Annotated in this window: 16 protein-coding genes; 8 read left to right on the top strand and 8 right to left on the bottom strand. The window is 62.8% G+C overall.

The features are described from left to right. Positions 1 to 69: 69 nt before the first annotated feature. The 3 genes from L2I41_RS00080 to L2I41_RS00070 all read right to left on the bottom strand — a co-directional run bounded on the left by L2I41_RS00080 (position 70) and on the right by L2I41_RS00070 (position 2,447). Positions 70 to 849, bottom strand: a complete 780-nt coding sequence (locus tag L2I41_RS00080) for an ABC transporter substrate-binding protein (protein ID WP_237151455.1) — start codon at positions 847 to 849, stop codon at positions 70 to 72. A 257-nt stretch (positions 850 to 1,106) separates the two neighbouring features. Further along, positions 1,107 to 1,757 carry a molybdenum cofactor guanylyltransferase MobA gene (gene mobA / locus L2I41_RS00075; RefSeq protein WP_255720025.1) on the bottom strand — a complete coding sequence of 217 codons (651 nt, stop codon included), beginning with the start codon at positions 1,755 to 1,757 and terminating at the stop codon, positions 1,107 to 1,109. A 39-nt stretch (positions 1,758 to 1,796) separates the two neighbouring features. Beyond that, complete coding sequence (locus L2I41_RS00070) at positions 1,797 to 2,447, bottom strand: hypothetical protein (RefSeq protein WP_237151453.1); 651 nt, start codon at positions 2,445 to 2,447, stop codon at positions 1,797 to 1,799. A 118-nt stretch (positions 2,448 to 2,565) separates the two neighbouring features. Here L2I41_RS00070 and apbC point away from each other — a divergent pair, with 118 nt between their 5' ends. Then, positions 2,566 to 3,672 (top strand): iron-sulfur cluster carrier protein ApbC, encoded by a 1,107-nt coding sequence (apbC, locus tag L2I41_RS00065; protein ID WP_237151452.1) that lies wholly within the window; start codon positions 2,566 to 2,568, stop codon positions 3,670 to 3,672. 79 nt (positions 3,673 to 3,751) lie between these two features. Here apbC and L2I41_RS00060 read toward each other — a convergent pair whose 3' ends face one another. Further along, positions 3,752 to 4,651: a DMT family transporter gene (locus L2I41_RS00060; RefSeq protein WP_255720024.1), complete on the bottom strand. Its 900-nt coding sequence runs from the start codon at positions 4,649 to 4,651 to the stop codon at positions 3,752 to 3,754. Positions 4,652 to 4,866: 215 nt separating this feature from the next. On the opposite strand from L2I41_RS00060, the gene L2I41_RS00055 reads away from it, so the two are divergent. Next, positions 4,867 to 5,184, top strand: coding sequence for an I78 family peptidase inhibitor (locus tag L2I41_RS00055; RefSeq protein ID WP_237151450.1), 318 nt, complete (start codon positions 4,867 to 4,869; stop codon positions 5,182 to 5,184). Positions 5,185 to 5,187: 3 nt separating this feature from the next. On the opposite strand, the gene moaA is transcribed toward L2I41_RS00055, so the two are convergent. Further along, positions 5,188 to 6,204 carry a GTP 3',8-cyclase MoaA gene (moaA, locus tag L2I41_RS00050; protein WP_237151449.1) on the bottom strand — a complete coding sequence of 339 codons (1,017 nt, stop codon included), beginning with the start codon at positions 6,202 to 6,204 and terminating at the stop codon, positions 5,188 to 5,190. A gap of 175 nt (positions 6,205 to 6,379) precedes the next feature. Beyond that, complete coding sequence (locus L2I41_RS00045; protein WP_237151448.1) at positions 6,380 to 6,865, bottom strand: Lrp/AsnC family transcriptional regulator; 486 nt, start codon at positions 6,863 to 6,865, stop codon at positions 6,380 to 6,382. A gap of 194 nt (positions 6,866 to 7,059) precedes the next feature. Between L2I41_RS00045 and L2I41_RS00040 the strand changes: the two genes are divergently transcribed. Beyond that, positions 7,060 to 8,595, top strand: coding sequence for a sensor histidine kinase (locus tag L2I41_RS00040; protein WP_237151447.1), 1,536 nt, complete (start codon positions 7,060 to 7,062; stop codon positions 8,593 to 8,595). A gap of 78 nt (positions 8,596 to 8,673) precedes the next feature. Then, the gene (locus tag L2I41_RS00035; RefSeq protein ID WP_237151446.1) at positions 8,674 to 11,412 is read left to right on the top strand and encodes a DUF2339 domain-containing protein; all 2,739 of its coding nucleotides are present in this window, start codon (positions 8,674 to 8,676) and stop codon (positions 11,410 to 11,412) included. Here L2I41_RS00035 and acuI read toward each other — a convergent pair. Further along, complete coding sequence (gene acuI, locus L2I41_RS00030) at positions 11,381 to 12,370, bottom strand: acrylyl-CoA reductase (NADPH) (protein WP_237151445.1); 990 nt, start codon at positions 12,368 to 12,370, stop codon at positions 11,381 to 11,383. The two genes, L2I41_RS00035 and acuI, sit on opposite strands and share 32 nt — an antisense overlap. A 244-nt stretch (positions 12,371 to 12,614) precedes the next feature. Between acuI and L2I41_RS00025 the strand changes: the two genes are divergently transcribed. Further along, the gene (locus L2I41_RS00025; protein WP_237151444.1) at positions 12,615 to 13,844 is read left to right on the top strand and encodes a cell wall hydrolase; all 1,230 of its coding nucleotides are present in this window, start codon (positions 12,615 to 12,617) and stop codon (positions 13,842 to 13,844) included. 2 nt (positions 13,845 to 13,846) lie between these two features. Beyond that, the gene (locus tag L2I41_RS00020; protein ID WP_237151443.1) at positions 13,847 to 14,320 is read left to right on the top strand and encodes a hypothetical protein; all 474 of its coding nucleotides are present in this window, start codon (positions 13,847 to 13,849) and stop codon (positions 14,318 to 14,320) included. Positions 14,321 to 14,380: 60 nt separating this feature from the next. Here L2I41_RS00020 and iolG read toward each other — a convergent pair whose 3' ends face one another. Then, entirely contained in the window at positions 14,381 to 15,376 is a 996-nt protein-coding gene (gene iolG / locus L2I41_RS00015; RefSeq protein WP_237151442.1) for an inositol 2-dehydrogenase, read from the bottom strand. Positions 15,377 to 15,656: 280 nt separating this feature from the next. On the opposite strand from iolG, the gene L2I41_RS00010 reads away from it, so the two are divergent. After that, complete coding sequence (locus L2I41_RS00010; protein ID WP_237151441.1) at positions 15,657 to 16,502, top strand: MurR/RpiR family transcriptional regulator; 846 nt, start codon at positions 15,657 to 15,659, stop codon at positions 16,500 to 16,502. A 204-nt stretch (positions 16,503 to 16,706) separates the two neighbouring features. After that, on the top strand, positions 16,707 to 18,605 hold the full coding sequence (locus tag L2I41_RS00005) for a bifunctional 5-dehydro-2-deoxygluconokinase/5-dehydro-2-deoxyphosphogluconate aldolase (RefSeq protein ID WP_237151440.1): 1,899 nt from the start codon (positions 16,707 to 16,709) through the stop codon (positions 18,603 to 18,605). The last annotated feature ends 258 nt before the right edge of the window (positions 18,606 to 18,863 follow it).

Genomic DNA, 18,863 nt, shown 5'->3' with positions numbered 1-18,863 from the left:
CCGCGTCCTGATCAGTTGGCCTGGCCCCTCGAGCGGGCGTTGAGAACACCCGCTCGAGGGAAGAGCGGATCAATCGCCGTAAACGTCGAACGGGAAGTACTTGTCGTTGATTTCCTTGTACTTGCCGTTGGCGCGGATGGCCTTGATGGCGGCCGAGAACATGTCGCGCAGGTCGGTGTCTTCCTTGCGGACGCCGATGCCGGCACCGATGCCGTGGATCTCGGGGATCGACTTCACGAGGCCGACGATCTTGCAGCAGGCACCAGCCTCGGTCTTCAGCCACTCGCCAAGCACGATGCTGTCGTCGGTCACCGCGTCGAGACGACCGGCGGCCAGATCGAGCTTGTACTCGTCGGCAGTCGGGTAGGTCTTGAGCGTGCTCTGGGTCAGGATCTTCTCGGCATAGTCGGCATGCATGGTCGAGCTCTGCGCGCCGATGGTCTTGCCGGCGAGATCTTCAGGCGTCACGCCCTTGATGTCGGTATCCTTCGGAGCCACGATGGCCGGCGGGGTGTTGTAATACTTCTCGGAGAAGTCGATCGTCTTCTTGCGCTCGTCGGTGATCGACATGGAGGCGATGATCGCATCGAACTTCTTTGCCAGCAGCGCCGGGATCATGCCGTCCCAATCCTGGGTGACGACCTCACATTCGACCTTCATCTCGGCGCAGAGGGCGAGCGCGATATCAACGTCGAAGCCCTTCACCTTGCCGTCCGTGTCAATGTAGTTGAACGGAGGATAGGCGCCTTCGGTGCCGATGATGACCTTCTTCCATTCCTTGGCCATGGCGCCGCCCAGCGAGATGGCGAGCACGGTGGCGGCGGTCAGAATCGTCTTGGTGAGTTTCATTTTGCCCCTCTGCAGTGGGGGTTCCGATCGCGCGATCCCCTGATGGCCCGCAGATGTCACCTTTGGTGATGCGAGCCGCCATCGCGCCAAATGCATCGAAACCTGGCTTCCTGATGTCATATTTTTTCATGCGGTCAAAAATTGACGCCGCACTTGGGGACGTATCTTCATCGTATTCCGCGCATTGATGCAACGGATAAGTTACGCCGCGTGCTCGATTTGCAGGCACAATTTAAGGGTGCCGGCAATTCAGGCGCTCAGTTTCCCGCGGCTATGCCGGCAAAACGGGAAGCGGAAACAAGACCTTCGGCAATGCTCAGGTCTTGTGGATTGTTGATGTTGAAGAAGGGGTCAACCTCGGCACCGGCAACCGCGACGGCCGGAAAATGCACATGGACCACATTGTGCCGCTCAAGGAACAAAGCCACCTTGCGAATGCCGCCAGTGGCAAGGCAGGCCTCGAGATCGTCGGCAACGGCCAGCGGCCAGGCACCAAAGACCGGCTGCCGTCCATCCTCCGACCGGGCAATGGCAATGGTCGTGTCGTCGCCGAGCGCAGCCTCGAAGTCCGCGACCAGCGTCTGCGGGAACAGCGGACTGTCCACGGCGACACTGACCAGATGGCTCGGCGGCTGATTCCAGGACTGCGCCCAACGCAAACCGGCCAGGATGCCAGCCAGAGGACCGAGAAAGCCCGGGACCGTATCGGCAAGTACGGGCAGCCCCACGTCTGAGAACGAGGCCGCGGCAACGTTGGAACTGATGGCCAAAGGCTGGACTTGCGCCCCCAGCCTCTCGACACACAGATCGACAAGAGAGCGTCCGCCCAGCATGCAAAAGGCCTTGTCGACCCCCTCCATGCGAGATGAACGCCCGCCCGCCAAGATCAGTCCCGCTGAAATACGCATGAGTTCAATGTGCTAAACGGAAACATCGAAATCAAGCGATCATTCGAGGCGCTTGACCAGCGCCGCGTTGAAGTTCGCCGTGCATCCCTTCATGCTGTCGAAATTCGTGATGGCCCCCGTGATGTTCACGAACTGCGTTGTTGTGGCGATCGTCGCAGGTGACTGCTTGGTGAACTTCACCTGCACCGGGAAGTCTCCGCCCCAGGCATTGTCATAGATCTGACCATAGGTGACGGTCTTGAAGCTGGACGTGAAGGAGCCATTGTCGATGGCAAAGGACATTGCACCGTTCAACTGGAAGAAGGACAGCCCGGACCAGTTGCCGTTATCACCGACACCGGCGGGCCGGAAACGCGTATGAAAGCGATTGCCCGTCGGATTGTAGTCCTTGCAGGTTCCGGACACGGACGTGATGACCGCCCCACCCTCGAAGCGAACCTTTGCAGCTTCGGCCGGACCGGCAAGGGCGATCAAAGCGACGACACCAAACGCAACTTTCTGCATATGAGCCTCCTGGAAATCGAACGGAATGGAAATGGCCGCTCCAGTTGCCAGCACTGGCGCCGTGCCAATGGAACACGCCAAATTGTTGCATGCAAGATGCATATTTAATCGAGCTGTACCGGATTCCATCACAGGGAAGAAAAGGGCGCGCGCCACAAGTTTGAAACAAGACTTGCGATTGCTCAAACTGCACGGCCCCGAAATCTGCCAAGGCTATGGGCCGCAGGGCTTTGCACGGACAGTGCCGTTGACCTGCCAGACGCCAATGCTTAGGTACGGACCAGATCGAATTTTGGAGCCCCACATGTCCCTTTCCATCAAGGACCAGGTAGTCGCAACTCTCCGCCAGCTCGCCCTGCCCGGCTCCCAGCAGGACATCGTGTCCGCCGGCATCGTCTCGGACATCTACGTCAACGACGGGCGTGTGATGTTTTCGCTCTCCGTGCCGTCCGAACGAGCCCGCGAACTTGAAGGCTTCCGCGCCGAAGTCGAGCGGCGCGTCAAGGCGGTACCCGGCGTGGACAAGGCCATGATCGCCCTGACCGCCGAGGTCAAGCAGGGTGCCAAGCCGGCGCCCGCGCCGCAGCAGCGCGGTACCGTCCCCCAGAAGGCAGGCGTTCCCGGCGTGAAGTCGATCATCGCCGTCGCCTCCGGCAAGGGTGGCGTCGGCAAGTCGACGACGGCGGTGAACCTGGCCCTCGGCCTCTCTGCCAACGGCCTCAAGGTCGGCATCCTCGACGCCGACATCTACGGCCCCTCCATTCCTCGCCTGCTCAAGCTGTCGGGCAATCCCGAAACCATCGATGGCAAGATCCTGGTGCCCAAGGAAAACTATGGCCTCAAGGTGATGTCCATCGGCTTCCTGGTCGACGAGGACGTGCCGATGATCTGGCGCGGCCCCATGGTCGTCTCTGCCCTGACGCAGATGCTGCGCGAATGCGCCTGGGGCGACCTCGACGTTCTCATTGTCGACATGCCTCCCGGAACCGGCGATGCCCAGCTGACCATGGCGCAGCAGGTGCCGCTGACCGGCGCGGTGATCGTATCGACGCCGCAGGACCTTGCCCTGATCGACGCCCGTCGCGGCGTCGCCATGTTCCAGAAGGTGGAAGTGCCCGTCCTCGGCCTTGTGGAGAACATGAGCTACTTCCTGTGCCCCCATTGCGGCGGTCGCTCGGACATCTTCAGCCACGGTGGCGCCCGCCACGACGCCGAGCGCCTTGGCGTTCCCTTCCTTGGCGAAATTCCACTGGAACTCAAGATCCGCGAGACCTCGGACGCGGGCCTTCCCATCGTCGCCACCGATCCGGAAAGCGCGCTGGCCAAGACCTACCGGAAGCTCGCCGCCGACCTGTGGTCCACCGTCACCGGCACGACACGCCGGGCTGCGCCGCGCATCGTCATTGACTGATATCACCCACCACGAATGCAGAAAGCCCCGGATCGCGCAAACACGATCCGGGGCTTTTCATTTGGCCAAATGCCAATCGTCAGACGCTCGGGTCCATGACCGACGCGATCCGCTGGTGACGGACGCGCTCGCGATGGAAGGTGTACATGCCCGAGCCGATGACGATGACGATGCCGACGAGCGTCATCATGTCGGGGATTTCGCCCCAGACGAGCCACCCAAGGCACACGGCATAGGGAATGAAGGAATAGCGGAACAGCGCCACGGTCGAGACATCGCCATGCTGGACGGCCACGATCGAATACTGAGTGCCCACCAGACCGGCCAACCCTGCCCCGAGGATGAGGGCGCCGCCCAACAACGAGATCGGCTGCCAGACCTCGAATGCCGAGAGGATGGCGCAGGCAATCGTTACGGCGACCGTGGTGTAGAAGAGGACGATCAGGGACGACGTGGTCTTGGCAATGAAGCGGGTATTCATCTCGCGGAAGGCGACGATGAAAACGGTGGACAGCGGGCCGAGCGCCCACATGTTGAACCCTGCCGTTCCCGGCCTGACAATCACCATGATGCCGACGAAGCCGACGGCGATCGACATCCAGCGGTGCCAACCCACCTTCTCATGCAGGAAAATCGCACTGGCCGCCGTAACGGCCAACGGCGCGCCCTGAGACACGGCCGAGGCATTGGCAATCGGCAGATGGGTCAGCGACACCAGGAAGATGACACCGGCAATGCCTTCGGCAATGCTGCGGGAGGCGACATAGCGTGACAGATGCTTGTGCACGCGCCCAAGCTCACCGACACGCCAGACCATGTAGGTGACAACAGCGGTCGTCACCAAGGCACGCAGGACGAGCACTTGACCGATCGGCATGTCGCGCGTGGCGACCTTCACCATCGTGTCATGAAGGACAAAGAAGAGGCAGCTTACGAGCATTGCAAAAATGCCGCGAAGCGTTTCGCGATAATCGGACATTGAGAAGGAGACCAGAGCAGATGGGAACCGGAGATGTCCCTGATAACGGTATGGATCGATTCAGCCGCAAGGGCAATTGCAGAAATCGATATGTTTCAGTGCAGCGTAAATCAAATTCCGCCGTACCGCTTGTCGATGTCCGCAACCACTGAAATGCTGTCGCCAGCAGCGATGACAGGCTAGAGTGGACCATCGCCTACCAAAGAGACTTTCCTATGACGCATTTCATGAAAAATTTCTATGCTGCAGGCCTTCTGGCGCTCGCCATTGCGCCGTCAACAGGGTGCATTGCAGCATCCCCCAAGACAATGCCTGGCCCATCCTCGACGGAAGCCTGCAGCACGGAGCAACTGACCGATCTGATCGGTCAGCCAGCGAGCGAAGCCAATATCGCCAAGGCAAGCCAGGTGTCCGGCGCAAGATCCGTGCGCGTGATCAAGGTCGGAGCGATGGTCACCATGGATTTCCGGACCGACCGGCTGAACATCGAACTCAGCAAGGACGGCCGGATCGCCCGCTTGCGTTGCGGCTGAGGGTCAGCCGCCGGTCGTGCTCATGTGGCGCGCCACCGCCGGCGCCTTGCGCACGCGGTCGATGACAAAGTCATGGCCCTTGGGCTTGCGGCCGATCGCTTCGTCGATCGCCAGTTTCAGCAACTCGTCGCCCTCGGACGCCCGCAAGGGAGCCCGGAGGTCGGCGGCATCGTCCTGACCAAGGCACATATAGAGCGTGCCGGTGCAAGTGACGCGCACGCGGTTGCAGCTTTCGCAGAAGTTATGGCTCATGGGCGTGATGAAGCCGAGCCGCCCACCGGTCTCCCGCACTTGCACATAGCGCGCCGGACCACCGGTCTTGTAGGGAATGTCCTCGAAGGTGAACTCGTCGGAGAGCTTCGCCCGGAGGGAGGCGAGAGAGATATACTGGTCGGTCCGATCCGCCTCGATCTCGCCGAGCGGCATGGTCTCGATCAGCGTCATATCATGGCCGCGCTCATGCGCCCAGCGCAGCATGCCCGGAATCTCGGCGTCGTTGAAGTCCTTGAGGGCGACGGTGTTGAGCTTGATCTTGATGCCGGCCCGCTCCGCCGCCTCGATACCCGCCAGCACCTTGTCGAGCTCACCCCAGCGGGTGATATGGCGGAACTTGGCAGGGTCGAGCGTATCGAGCGACACGTTGATGCGGCGAACACCGCAGTCCGCCAGTTCCGAAGCGAAGCGCCCGAGCTGCGTGCCATTGGTGGTTACGGTCAGTTCCTCAAGCTTGCCCGACTTGAGATGCCGCGACAGCGACCGGAAGAGCACCATGATGTCGCGCCGCACCAAGGGCTCGCCGCCGGAAATGCGCAGCTTGCGCACACCCTTGTCGACAAAGGCCGAACAGAGCCGGTCAAGCTCCTCAAGGGTCAGCAGGTCCTTCTTGGGCAGGAAGACCATGTCCTCCGCCATGCAATAGACGCAGCGGAAATCGCACCGATCGGTCACGGATATCCGAAGATAGGAAACCTGTCGTCCGAAAGGATCGATCATTTCCGCGCTTTCCGGCTTTTCACTCATGACCACGGTTCCTGACAAATCCTCACCCTGACCTTCAGTATAAGGCCTTTGGCGGAATCCAAGGAAGATAGCTCAAATACCAGTCAGTGAAAACGCGTCATTTTAGGCAGTGATGCAATTTGCAACACTTGATCATTCAGACTGTCGCAAAGTTTACTGTTACACGCCCATGTGATCACACAGGCTTGTCCTTCTCCAGCTGAATGTAAGACAATGGAAGAGACGTAGTATACTTTATCTGTTCCATCGCAAATGCTGAGGATACATCGCTAATCTCAATCTTGGCGATCAGCCTCTTGTAGAAGGCATCATAGGATTCGATGTCCGGAACAACGACGCGCAATAGGTAGTCTACCTGACCACTCATGCGGTAGAACTCGACGACTTCGGGAAACTCGCGGATAAGTTCAGCAAAGCGCTTCAGCCATTCTTCCGAATGCTGATTGGTCACGATCGAGACGAAAACCGTGACCTTGGTGTTCACCGCCTTGGGATCCAGCAGCGCAACCCGGCGCAGGATGACTCCATCCTCTTCGAGCTTCTGAATTCGGCGCCAGCAGGGCGTTGTCGACAAGCCGACGCGCTTGGCAATTTCAGCAACGGGAATTGTGGCATCATCCTGAATGATGGACAGGATCTTCTTGTCGAGACGATCGAGCATGGCGCCCTCCTGATTTGACGGAATTATTTTCCAACCATGAAAACAAATCAAGCCTGAAACAGAAATTTTTTCCAAAAAATTCCGTTTTTCATATCCAATGCGCGGTAAAAAAAATCATTAACCATGACTAGGAACCGAGTTTTAGGGAAAGCCCCGTAGGATTTGACCGACTTTGGCAAGGATTGTCCTCGCGCATGACCGACACGCCCGTAGAAAGCACGGCCAGCCGTACAATGCTCAACCGTCAGCGAGCCAATCGCCGGCGGGACGTGTCGCTTGCCGTCAAGGACGTCCGCGAGCGGCTTTCATCCGACTCCGGCACGCGCCCAGCCTTTGATTTCGAGATTCTTCTCGAATACGCCCGCAACAGGCAATCCAGCTGGCTCGCGCAGACCATTTTGCTGATCGCCCTTGGGGGAACCGCGACCTACTGGATCAACTACAGCTTCGTCGGCCTGTGGTTCATCTTCTGCATGTCGGTTCACGTGATGAACGGCCTGATCGGGCGCCGCTTCATCACCCTCCCCGCCAATGACGTGAACCTGCGCATGTGGAAGCGGCAGTTCATCGTTGCGGAAGCCCTCTACGGAACCTTCTTTGCGGTCCTGTTCTTCCTGCCGGGAACCTTCTCGCAGGACACCAGCGTCTACATCTTCGGCGCCCTGCTGACCTCGGTCGCCATCAACGCGATGGTCGCGAGCAACCTGCCAAGCGCAGTGGTCGCCGGCACCATCCCCATGGCGCTGATCGGTGCGCTGCGCCTGGCGACGGGCGACGCACTCGTCGGCTACACCATGGCCGCCTTCATGGCCCTGGCGGAAGGCTTCTTCATCCTGCTGGCCTACCGACTGCACGCCACGGCGCTTACCGCCATGGAGTTCCGCGCCGAGAAGGACGCCCTGATCGCAGAACTCGAGCAGGCCAAGGCCGTTTCCGACGACAGCCGCCGTCGGGCCGAGGAAGCCAATCTTGCCAAGTCGCGCTTCCTTGCGACCATGAGCCACGAACTGCGGACGCCGCTCAACGCCGTGCTCGGCTTCTCCGAGATCATGATGGGCGAGGTCTTCGGCCCGATCGGCAACGAGCACTACAAGGGCTATGCCGTCGACATCCATAACTCCGGCAAGCATTTGCTCAATCTGATCAATGAGATCCTCGACCTGTCGCGCATCGAGGCCGGCCGCTATCAGCTGCAGGAGGAAGCGGTCAACCTCGCCATGGTCGTCGAGGACTGCCACCACCTGATCAAGCTGCGGGCCAAGAACAAGAACATCACGGTCATCGAGCAGTTCGAGCCCGATCTGCCGAAAATCTGGGCCGACGAACGCGCCGTCCGGCAGATCGTCCTCAACCTGCTGTCCAACGCGGTCAAGTTCACCCAGAACGGCGGAGAAGTCCGCGTCCGCCTGGGCTGGACCGCCGGCGGCGGGCAATATGTTTCGGTCAAGGACAACGGCCCGGGCATTCCCGAGAACGAGATCCCCATTGTCATGCAGGCCTTTGGCCAGGGCTCGCTGGCCATCAAGACCGCCGAACAGGGCACCGGCCTCGGCCTGCCGATCTGCGAGGCGCTGGCCAAGATGCACGGCGGAACACTGGATCTGCGCTCGAAACTTCGGGAAGGCACCGAAGTGCTGATCACCTTCCCGCCGACCCGCGTGATGGAGGTGATGCCGGCCATCCGCGAAGATCGCCCGGACGCCAAGGCGCGCGATCGCCGCCGCGCCTGAGACGACCAACCGACACACCATGTTCCTGAGCCCGGAAATGCGCTAGCATCCACCGGGCTTTCAGCATTTGGGGCGGTAATGGACGATATCTTGGCCCTGGCGGCGTTGGCCGCACTCATCCTGGTCATCGGTGCCCTTCTCGGCTTCGTCGCCTTCATCCGAACCTCAAGCCTCAGCGCGCGCCTGACCGTCGCAGAGGTCGAACTGACGCGGCTGCGCAGGCAGCTGGCCGCAGGCGTCGTGATCAAGGGCCAGGCGCAGCAAGACGCACCGATTCCGGCAGCAGACCTCGCCGAGAGCGAAACCGAGGTGGCACCGGAACCTGTCGCAGCGCCGGACCATATCGCCACACCGGAAGCGGCAATCCCGACCGCCACCGCACAGAACGACAGCGTCAGCTCGAAACCGCCGAAACCCAAGGCATCGCTTGAAGAAACCATCGGCACGCGCTGGGCCGTCTGGGTCGGCGGTCTCGCCCTCGGGCTTGGCGGCATTTTCCTCGTTCGCTACTCGATCGAGGCCGGATTGCTGGGGCCGGCGGCACGTATCGCCCTCGGCCTGCTCTTCGCGCTGGCCTTGCTCGGCGGCGGCGAAGCGCTGCGCCGGTCCGGCTTTGCCGACGGCCCCACCGAGAACCAGCGCCGCGCTTATGTACCGGGCGTGCTCACCGCCGCCGGCATCGTCGCGGCCTTCGCCGACGTCTACGCCGCCTATGCGCTCTACGATTTCATCGGCACCTTCGTCGCCTTTGCCGCCTTGGCGCTGATTGCCCTGGCGACCCTGGCGCTGGCCCTGCTGCACGGCCCGGCCCTCGCCGCCCTCGGCCTCGCCGCCTCCTATGCGACGCCGTTGCTGGTCTCGTCCAACGCGCCGGCCATCGCAGCGCTGGCGGTCTATCTCCTCATCGTCACCGCAGCCACGCTGGCTGTGGCACGACTCAGGAGCTGGCGCTGGCTGGCGATCACCGCGACGGTGGGCGCCGCAGTCTGGGCTCTACTGATGCTGGCCGAGGCAACCTTCGGCGATCAACTGTCCGTGGCCCTCTACATCAGTGCCGCAACGGCGCTGACGGCCTATGTCTTCGTCGCCAGCATCCACCCGCGCAATCGATCGGCGGATGCCAAACACGACGTGATTGCAATGCTTTGCGTCACGTTGTTCGCACTGCCGGTGCTGATCTTCCAGGAAGCCTATGCCGAGGGCATGCTGGCGCCCGTCCTGCTTGGCGCCTACGGCCTTGCCCTGCTGGCGCTAGCCAGCGAATGGCCCGCCGTCCGCACGCTGGCGGTGACGGCGACGCTTGCCACCGTGCTCGGCTATGCCGCCTTTGCCTTGCCCTATGAGGTTCTGGTCGACGCCACCACAGCCGCCTCCGGCGATCCGATCGCGCCAGGCCTGCCCGAGTTCCTGCGTTCGACGGCAAGCAGCCGTTTCCATGGCATGGGCATCTTCCTCGGCCTGGCCTTCGCCGCCGCAGGATTGGCCGGCGCGATCTTCGCCCGTGGCCGCAGCTGGCTCGCCGCCGCCGGCGCCATGACGCCGCTTGGCCTGTTGGTGGTCGCCTATGTGCGCACCGACTACCTGACGCCGAGCCCCGCCTTCAGCCTGCTCGGCCTGATCCTCGCCTTCTACCTCGGCTCGGTGACCGAGTATCTGTTGCGCCGCCTGCCGGAGACCACCCCCTCGCGCGACGGCGCCATCGCGCTGAACGCCATCGGCGCCATTGGTGCGCTGGGGGCCGCTGCCGCCTTCGTCCTTGAACGCGGCGCGCTCACCATCGTGCTGGCGCTGATGGTGCCGGCCATCGCTTGGGTCGAATCCTACCGCCCGGTCAAGGCCTTGCGCTTCACGAGCGCGCTGCTTGCCCTGGCGGTGTCGCTGCGCATCGCCGCCGATCCCAGCATCGGCGGACCGGACCTCGGCACGACGCCGATCTTCAACTGGCTGCTCTATGGCTACGGCGTGCCGGCCGCTTCCTTCGCCTTTGCCGCCTGGCGCTTCGGCAAGACCCGGGACGACGGCTTCTGGGTGCCGGTGTTCGAGGCCCTGGCGGTCATCTACACGACGCTGACCGTCGTCATGGAAATCCACCACGGCATGAATCATGGCGACGTGTTCGCCGGCGTGTCCGGTCTGGCCGAACAGAGCCTGCTGACCATGAGCTTCCTGGCGGTGTCCTTCGGCCTGCATTGGCTCAACATCCGCCGCAACAGCGTGGTCTTCGGCAAGGGAAGCCTCGCGCTCGGCGGCCTCGGCCTGCTGGCTTCGGCCATCGGCTTGATTGTCCTGGAAAATCCGCTGCTAACCGGCGAGTACATCATTGGCGGCAGCTTCGATGGCACGCTGCTGCTCGGATATCTCTTTCCGGCGATCATGCTGTTCATCGCCCGCTGGCTGGCGAGCAAGCGACCGGACAAGCCGGAGCGCTACATCAGCGCCTGCGGCTGGCTGGGCGGCGTGCTGGCGGGCATCTGGGTCACGCTGGCCGTCCGCGCCGGCTGGCACAGCGGCGATCTTTCCTGGGGCGACCCGGAGGAAGCCGAGCTCTACGCCTACTCCGCCGCCTGGTTGCTGAGCGGTCTTATCGTGCTGGCTGCCGGCGTGGCCGGCGCCTCGCGCAATCTGCGCAAGGTCGCCGCCGCCATTGTCATTGTCGTTGTGGCCAAGGTGTTCCTGATCGACACCGCCGGCCTGACGGGAGCCTTGCGCGCCCTTAGCTTCATCGGCCTCGGCATCGTGCTGGTCGGTGTCGGCCTGGCCTATCAGAAGTTCCTGCGCGGTCAGGTCACTGCACCTCCACCACCACCCGCCCCTTGATCTTGCCCTCAGCGATGGCGCGTCCGGCTTCGATGGCGCCATCGAGTGACACCTTGCGAGTGTTGAGGTGCAACTTGGCGAGATCGATCTCCTTGGCCAGTCGCGCCCAGGCGATCTCGCGCTTGGCCCGGGGCACCGTGACCGAGTTGATGCCGATCAGCGCCACGCCGCGCAGGATGAACGGGGCGACGGAACTCGGCAGGTCCATGCCCTGCGCGTTGCCGCAGGCAACGATGGCGCCCTCGCCCTTGGTCATGGACAGCACGTTGGCGAGCGTGTGCGAACCCACATTGTCGATGCCCGTGACCCAGCGCTCCTTGGCGAGCGGCTTGGCCGGGCCGGACAGCTCGGCACGGTCGATCACCTCTTCGGCACCGAGATGGCGCAGGTGATCGGCTTCGGACAGCTTGCCCGTGGTGGCAATGACGTGCCAACCGGCATTCTTCAGCAACATCAGGGAGATGGAGCCGACGCCGCCGGCCGCGCCGGTCACCACCGCCGCACCATCGGCGGGCTTCAGGCCATAGCTCTCGATCGCCATCAGACTGAGCATGGCGGTATAGCCGGCGGTGCCGATGGCGGCGCAATCATAGGCGGACAGCTCGGCCGGGCGCTTGATCAGCCAGTCGCCCTTGACGCGCATGATCTCCGACCAGCCGCCGAGATGGGCCTCGCCCACGCCCCAGCCGTTGAGGATGACCTGGTCGCCCGGCTTGAACAGCGGATCGGCCGACGAGATCACCTCCGCCGACACGTCGACACCGGGCACCATCGGCCAGCGGCGCACGACGGGCAGCTTGCCGGTGACAGCAAGGCCGTCCTTGTAGTTCACCGACGAATGGCTGACGCGCAGCGTGACGTCGCCTTCCATCAGATCGGCTTCGGTGAGGGTGCGCAGGCTGACCGACTGCCGCTTCTCCTCGTCACGTTCGACGACGACCGCCTTGAACGGGTTCATGTGCCTGTCCCTCCCTAGATTCCCGGCATAGACCTGTTGCCCTGTTTACCATGGCCGCCAACACGCGTTGCAAGGCGCAATTGGTGGCAAATCTGCTCGCCCGACGATTCCGCATTTTCCCGGGGACGGCGTGTCCCGATTAACGGCTTCGCAAGGTTAACCCGCCATCATCGATCCCGTCGGAAACAGAACTCGTGTCCGTATCCTTGTAGCAGCACTGTCCCGACCGGAGGACAAGATTGTGATGCGTCGCCGCCGTAACAGTGTGGCCGCCAGTTCCATGCGCTATGCGCTGATCACAGGGCTGGCTGCCACTCTCTATCTCCTCACGCCCGTCCGCGTAGCCTATCAGGACATGGCCGGGATGTTCCTCGATCGCCTCGACCCTGCCGCCCGCTGGGCGGTGACGGTGACGGCTGGAACCGGTGGCTCCACCGCCGTCGTCGCGCCGCGCCTCGACGAGGTCAACCCCAACGCCGTGACCGTCCAGATGAACGGCGGAAGCGTTGTTCTTGAAGGGGTTGGCGAAGTTGTGACCGGTGCCGTCAACGGCTCGGCCTTCGTGCCGGACGAAGAGCGCATCGACCGCAGCTGGAAGGGCGATCTGCCCATGACGGTCACCACGCCACCGACGGAGCGCGGCTTCAATGCCGGGTCGGTTGGCAGCGAGCACAGCCGCCTCGAAGCTCCCAAAGACCTGCCGACGATGACCTTTGAGGCCTCGTCGGCCCCGCTCTCCATTCTGGCTTTGTCGCGCTTCATCAGCCCCAAGCCAGAATTGACGGCGGTGGCCGCCCTGGACCCGATCCCCCTGCCCGCGCCGCGACCGCATGTCACCACGCTGGTGGCGGCCAACTACCCGGCGCGCGGCTATGCGCCGTCGGTGACCAATCGCGCCGCATCGGAACTCATTCAGGCCTATGCGCCTGATAGTTCGGTGGTGAGCCAGGACATGTTCGCCGCCTTGTTCGCATTGCCCGGCGACAAGCCGGCGCCGCCCAAGCCGACGCTGAACCCCGGCGACCACTGGTGGGCGGTGAACCCCCTGCCCGCCTCGGTTCACGAGGCCAAGCAGCAGAAATGCCTCGCGAATGCCATCTATTTCGAAGCCCGCGGCGAGCCCTACAAGGGACAGGTCGCGGTGGCGCAGGTGGTCCTGAACCGCGTCAAGAATCCCGCCTATCCCGATACGATCTGCGGCGTCGTCTACCAGAACAAGGACGCCTACAATCAGTGCCAGTTCTCCTTTGCCTGCGACGGCTACCGCGACGTGGTCTACAGCCAGGGCGCCTATGCCCGCGCCGAGAAGATCGCCGCCGAGGTGACTTCGGGGCTGGTCTGGCTCGATGACATCGGCACCGCCACCCACTATCACGCCACCTATGTGCGGCCGAACTGGGCCGGGGTGTTCACCAAAAAGGCCAAGATCGGCAAGCACATATTCTACCAGACGATCTACGGCGGCTGGAGCTGAGCATGGGGATTGCCTGCAAGAAGACGCTGGCGGCCATACTGGCCGCCGTTTCATTTTCCGGAGCCGCCGAAGCCGCGCAGGTGCGCTTTCGGGGCACCGTGGTGTTCACCGCCACCGACCACTGCGCCTACCAGACCAAGGGCTCGAAATATGGCTCGATCTACTCGCCGCGCAATGTCGGCGACAACGGCGCCCATGCGGTGGTGACGCTGGTCTATGACCTCAACGCCGCAGCGCTTGATCTCGCCAACGCCGAATTCGACAGCAATTTCCGCAAGGTAACCGTCACCGCCGTCGGCGACTCCGGCTGGACCTCCTCGGCCCAGGTCAGGGTGACCAGTCGCAGTCCGGTGCCGATCACCACGTCAACCCGCTTCGTCACCCTGCGCGGCCAGATCAAGGGACCGTGGGAAGATCCCGGCTATGGCGGCCTGCCCTGCATCGCCAGCTTCGACGCGTCCTACGTCCGATATTGAAAAAGGCGCGCCCGGCGATTTGCCGAACGCGCCTTTTTCATTATTTTTCAAATACTTAAATCAGTAGGCGACAGCTTCCGCCTTGCCCGACTTCGACGACTTCAGCGCCGCTTCGGCGATCAGCAGGGCCTTGAGGCCGTCGTCGCCCGACGGGGTCATCGCCTTGCCGGCTTCCAGCGTCTTGATGAAGGTCGCGATCTCGTTGGCATAAGCCTGCGTGTAGCGCGTCATGAAGAAGTCCAGCAGCGGATCGCGCTTGTAGCCTTCAGCCGTCGCAAGTTCGACCGTGGTGGCACGAACATTCTCGGCGGAGACCAGACCCTTCGAGCCGTGAACCTCGATGCGCTGATCATAACCGTAGGTCGCGCGGCGGGAATTGGAAATTTGCGCGATCTTGCCGGTCTTGGTGGTGAGGATGATCGAGGCGCTGTCCACGTCGCCAGCCTTGCCGATCTCCGGATCGACGAGGCAGGAGGCGGACGCGAACACCGACACCGGATCCTCGCCGAGGAGGAAGCGGGCCATGTCGAAGTCGTGGATGGTCATGTCGCGGAAGATGCCGCCCGAGCGGGCCGCATAGGTGGCCGGGGGCGGATTGGGATCGCGCGAGGTGATCGACACCATCTCCACGGCGCCGATGGCACCGGCGTCGATGCGGGCGCGCACTTCCATGAAATTGGGATCGAAGCGGCGGTTGAAGCCGATCATCAGCGCGGAATTGTTGGCATTTACGGTGTCGAGGCACTTGCGGACGCGCTCGACCGACAGATCCACCGGCTTCTCGCAGAAGATCGCCTTGCCGGCCTTGGAAGCCTGCTCGATCATGTCGGCATGCATGTCGGTGGGCGTGGTGATCAGGACGGCGTCGATGTCCTTGGCGTTCATGATGGCATCCACCGAACGCACTTCGGCGCCATAGGACGAGCCGATGAAGGCCGCAGCATCGGCCACGGCGTCAGCCACGGCAACCAGCTTGGCGCCGGCTGTGGCGGCGACTGCGCCGGCGTGCACCTTGCCGATTCGACCGGCGCCGAGGAGACCAAATTTCAATGTCATTGCTTCATCCTCCCAAAGACGGCGCCAAATGTGGCAACCTGACGGGGAAAAGTCTGATTATGGTTGAATATCAAGAAGTTGGACTTCAGTAGTCGGGATTTTTCCTTGACATTCCCTGGGGCATATCGGCATTTTGGAACCGATGCTGCATTGCGTGGAACGTATATTCCATATTACAAGGAAGCGTCAAGCTGCAACGACGCCTTACAACGGCCGGGGTTCGAGCACTCCAAAGCCGATTTGACGCCGGATGACTCCGATTATAGGGCAAGGACAGGCCATGGCAGACAACTCCCCTTCTCAGCCGCCACGGGATTTCCGCTCCTTGCGCGATCTCCTGGTGTCCTCGCGCGACGCCCTGCCCAAGCGCCTGGCGCAAGTCGCCGCTTATGCCATTGAATCTCCTGACGATATCGCCTTCGGAACCGCGGCCTCCATCGCAGAGAATGCAGCCGTGCAGCCCTCGACGCTGGTGCGTTTTGCCAAGGCGCTCGGCTATCAGGGCTTTACCGAACTGCAATCGGTGTTTCAGGAGCGCCTGCGCGACCGGCCGTCCAACTATGACGACCGCCTGCAGTCGCTGGTCTCGCACGCCGCCGGCCCCGCGGTTGGCGCGGCTCTGATTGAAGGATTCTCGTCAGCCGCCATCCGCTCCGTCGAGCAGATGCGCGCCCGAGTCGACGCGGCGACGCTCGAGGAAGCCTGCCGTCTTCTGGCCGACGCAGAGACCATTTATCTCATCGCCCAGCGCCGCGCCTTTCCGATAACCTCTTATATGAGCTACGCTTTTGGCAAGCTCGGCATCAAGACGGTCCTCGTCGGATCGGGCGCCGGCACGGATGTGGAAACCCTCTCTTTCGCCGGACCAAAGGACGCAGCCTTCGCCGTAAGCTTCACACCTTATGCCTCGGCGACAGTGGATTTCGCCCGCCAGGTGGCCCGCCAGAATGTGCCGCTGATCGTGATCACCGACAGCCCGTTCAGCCCGCTGGTGCCGGAAAAAGGCGTGTGGTTCGAGGTGGTCGAGGCCGATTTCGAGGGCTTCCGTTCTCTGGCCGCCACCATGTCCCTCGCCCTGTCACTCACCGTGGGCACTGCGGAGATGCGTCGGACAAAGCCGGAATAGAATTTACATTCCGTTTTTGATGAGATAGAGAACATATGAATTGAAATTCGACGTGCAGCGGGTGTTCCAAGTCGGGCGACAATGTCACGGTTTGGTCACTCCGGCCCCGATGACGGCGGCGCTCAATGTCGCGGTTAGGTCGCCCCAGCGCTGCACGAGATTTCTGGGCAAAAACAAGAAGCTTTTTGACGGGAGGACGCCCGCATGACCAAGACCCTCGACGTGGTGGCGATCGGACGGTCGTCGGTGGATCTCTACGGCCAGCAGATCGGATCGCGGCTGGAAGACATCACCTCCTTTGCCAAATCGGTCGGCGGCTGCCCGGCCAACATTTCCGTCGGCACCGCCCGCCTCGGGCTCAAGTCGGGCCTGATCACCCGCGTGGGCGCCGAACAGCTGGGCGGCTTCATCCGCGAGCAGCTGACGCGCGAGGGCGTATCGACGCAGGGCATCGCCATCGACAAGGCTCGCCTCACCGCACTGGTGATCCTGGCCGTGCAGGACGAAGGCGTTTCACCGATGATCTTCTATCGCACCGACTGCGCCGACATGGCGCTGGCCGAAGAGGATATCGACGAAGCCTTCATCGCCTCGACCCGGTCGATCGTGGTGACCGGCACGCATTTCTCCCGCCCCAACTCCGACGCTGCCCAGCGCAAGGCCATCGCGCTGGCCAAGAAGCACGGCGGCAAGGTGGTGTTCGACATCGACTATCGGCCCAACCTCTGGGGCCTTGCCGGCCATGACGCCGGCTTCGAGCGCTATGTGAAGTCCGACACGGTGTCGGCCAAGCTGCGCAGCGTGCTGACCGACTGCGACCTGATCATCGGCACCGAAGAAGAGATCATGATCGCCACCGGCGCCGACACGGTGCTGGGCTCGCTGAAGGCCATCCGCGCGCTGACGCCGGCCACCATCGTGCTGAAGCGCGGCGCCATGGGCTGCATCGTCTATGACGGCCCGATCTCCGATGACCTCGAGGACGGCATCGTCGGCCAGGGCTTCCCGATCGAAGTCTACAATGTGCTGGGCGCCGGCGACGCCTTCATGTCCGGCTTCCTGCGCGGCTGGCTGAAGGGCGAACCGCTCGCCACCTGCGCCACCTGGGCCAATGCCTGCGGCGCCTTTGCGGTGTCGCGCCTGCTGTGCTCGCCGGAATATCCCACCTGGGATGAACTGAGCTGGTTCCTCGAACATGGTTCGAAGACGCGCGCGCTGCGCAAGGACGAGGATCTCAAGCATATTCATTGGGCGACCACCCGCCGGGCCCAGCCCGACAGCCTGGTGGCGCTGGCGATCGACCATCGCATCCAGCTGGAGGAGATCGCCGACAGCGTCGGTGCGCCGCGCGAGAAGATCTCCGACTTCAAGGTGCTGGCCGTCGACGCCGCCGTGAAGATCGCCGGCGGCCGCGAAGGCTTCGGCATGCTGCTCGACTCCACCTATGGCCAGAAGGCGCTCTACAAGGCGGGCTACCAGAATTTCTGGGTCGGCCGCCCGGTGGAGAAGCCCGGTTCGCGCCCGCTGGACTTCGACCAGTTGCCCGACCTCGGCAGCCATCTTGCCGAATGGCCGATCGGCCATACCATCAAATGCCTGTGCTTCTATCACCCCGATGACAGTGCCGAGCTGAAGGCCCGCCAGGAGCGCGAGCTGCTGCGCCTCTATGATGCCGCCCGCACCTCGGGCCGCGAGCTGCTGATCGAGATCATCGCCGGCAAGCACGGCCCGCTCGGGGATACCACGGTGTCGTCCATCATCGAGCGCGTCTATGCGCTGGGCATCAAGCCCGACTGGTGGAAGCTGGAACCGCAGGACAGCGTGACTGCCTGGGCCAACATCGAAAAGGCCATCACGGCCAACGACCGCTACTGCCGCGGCATCGTGCTCCTGGGCCTCGAAGCGCCCGAGGATCAACTGGTGACGGCCTTCCGCAGTGCCGCGACCTCGAAGCTGGTCAAGGGCTTCGCCGTGGGACGCACCATCTTCGCCGACGCCGCCGCGCGCTGGCTGAAGGGCGAGATGAGCGACGCCGAAGCGATCGAGGACATGGCCGGGAGATTCGGCCGCCTGGTCGAGGCGTGGCAGGGCGTGAAGGGGTAAGATTGGAGCCTTGGGGCTGAGGGCGTGCCGGTGTCTGGCCGGGTTCACCCCTCTCTCCTACTCTCCCCCACAAGGGGGGAGAGGGCCGGTCAGGAGTGTCCGGCCAGAGCTTTCGAGGATTGTCGGTTCTGAAGAGAACCAAGCGGCGCTCTCTCCCCCCCTTGTGGGGGAGAGTGGGAGAGAGGGGTAAGCGACCTCTCTTCTGGCGACGAAGGGTGAAGGTTTGAGGGAATAGAGGCTTTGAGCTGACAGGGCTTC

The organism is Oryzibacter oryziterrae (assembly GCF_021864535.1).
Classification (GTDB): domain Bacteria; phylum Pseudomonadota; class Alphaproteobacteria; order Rhizobiales; family Pleomorphomonadaceae; genus Pleomorphomonas; species Pleomorphomonas oryziterrae.
This window is presented reverse-complemented; position numbering and strand designations above follow the sequence as displayed.

Coding starts and splice junctions, on each gene's coding strand:
- L2I41_RS00080 (WP_237151455.1), bottom strand. CDS start 849: ATGAAACTCACCAAGACGATTCTGACCGCCGCCACCGTGCTCGCCATC.
- mobA (WP_255720025.1), bottom strand. CDS start 1,757: ATGCGTATTTCAGCGGGACTGATCTTGGCGGGCGGGCGTTCATCTCGC.
- apbC (WP_237151452.1), top strand. CDS start 2,566: ATGTCCCTTTCCATCAAGGACCAGGTAGTCGCAACTCTCCGCCAGCTC.
- L2I41_RS00060 (WP_255720024.1), bottom strand. CDS start 4,651: ATGTCCGATTATCGCGAAACGCTTCGCGGCATTTTTGCAATGCTCGTA.
- L2I41_RS00055 (WP_237151450.1), top strand. CDS start 4,867: ATGACGCATTTCATGAAAAATTTCTATGCTGCAGGCCTTCTGGCGCTC.
- moaA (WP_237151449.1), bottom strand. CDS start 6,204: ATGAGTGAAAAGCCGGAAAGCGCGGAAATGATCGATCCTTTCGGACGA.
- L2I41_RS00045 (WP_237151448.1), bottom strand. CDS start 6,865: ATGCTCGATCGTCTCGACAAGAAGATCCTGTCCATCATTCAGGATGAT.
- L2I41_RS00040 (WP_237151447.1), top strand. CDS start 7,060: ATGACCGACACGCCCGTAGAAAGCACGGCCAGCCGTACAATGCTCAAC.
- L2I41_RS00035 (WP_237151446.1), top strand. CDS start 8,674: ATGGACGATATCTTGGCCCTGGCGGCGTTGGCCGCACTCATCCTGGTC.
- acuI (WP_237151445.1), bottom strand. CDS start 12,370: ATGAACCCGTTCAAGGCGGTCGTCGTCGAACGTGACGAGGAGAAGCGG.
- L2I41_RS00025 (WP_237151444.1), top strand. CDS start 12,615: ATGCGTCGCCGCCGTAACAGTGTGGCCGCCAGTTCCATGCGCTATGCG.
- L2I41_RS00020 (WP_237151443.1), top strand. CDS start 13,847: ATGGGGATTGCCTGCAAGAAGACGCTGGCGGCCATACTGGCCGCCGTT.
- iolG (WP_237151442.1), bottom strand. CDS start 15,376: ATGACATTGAAATTTGGTCTCCTCGGCGCCGGTCGAATCGGCAAGGTG.
- L2I41_RS00010 (WP_237151441.1), top strand. CDS start 15,657: ATGGCAGACAACTCCCCTTCTCAGCCGCCACGGGATTTCCGCTCCTTG.
- L2I41_RS00005 (WP_237151440.1), top strand. CDS start 16,707: ATGACCAAGACCCTCGACGTGGTGGCGATCGGACGGTCGTCGGTGGAT.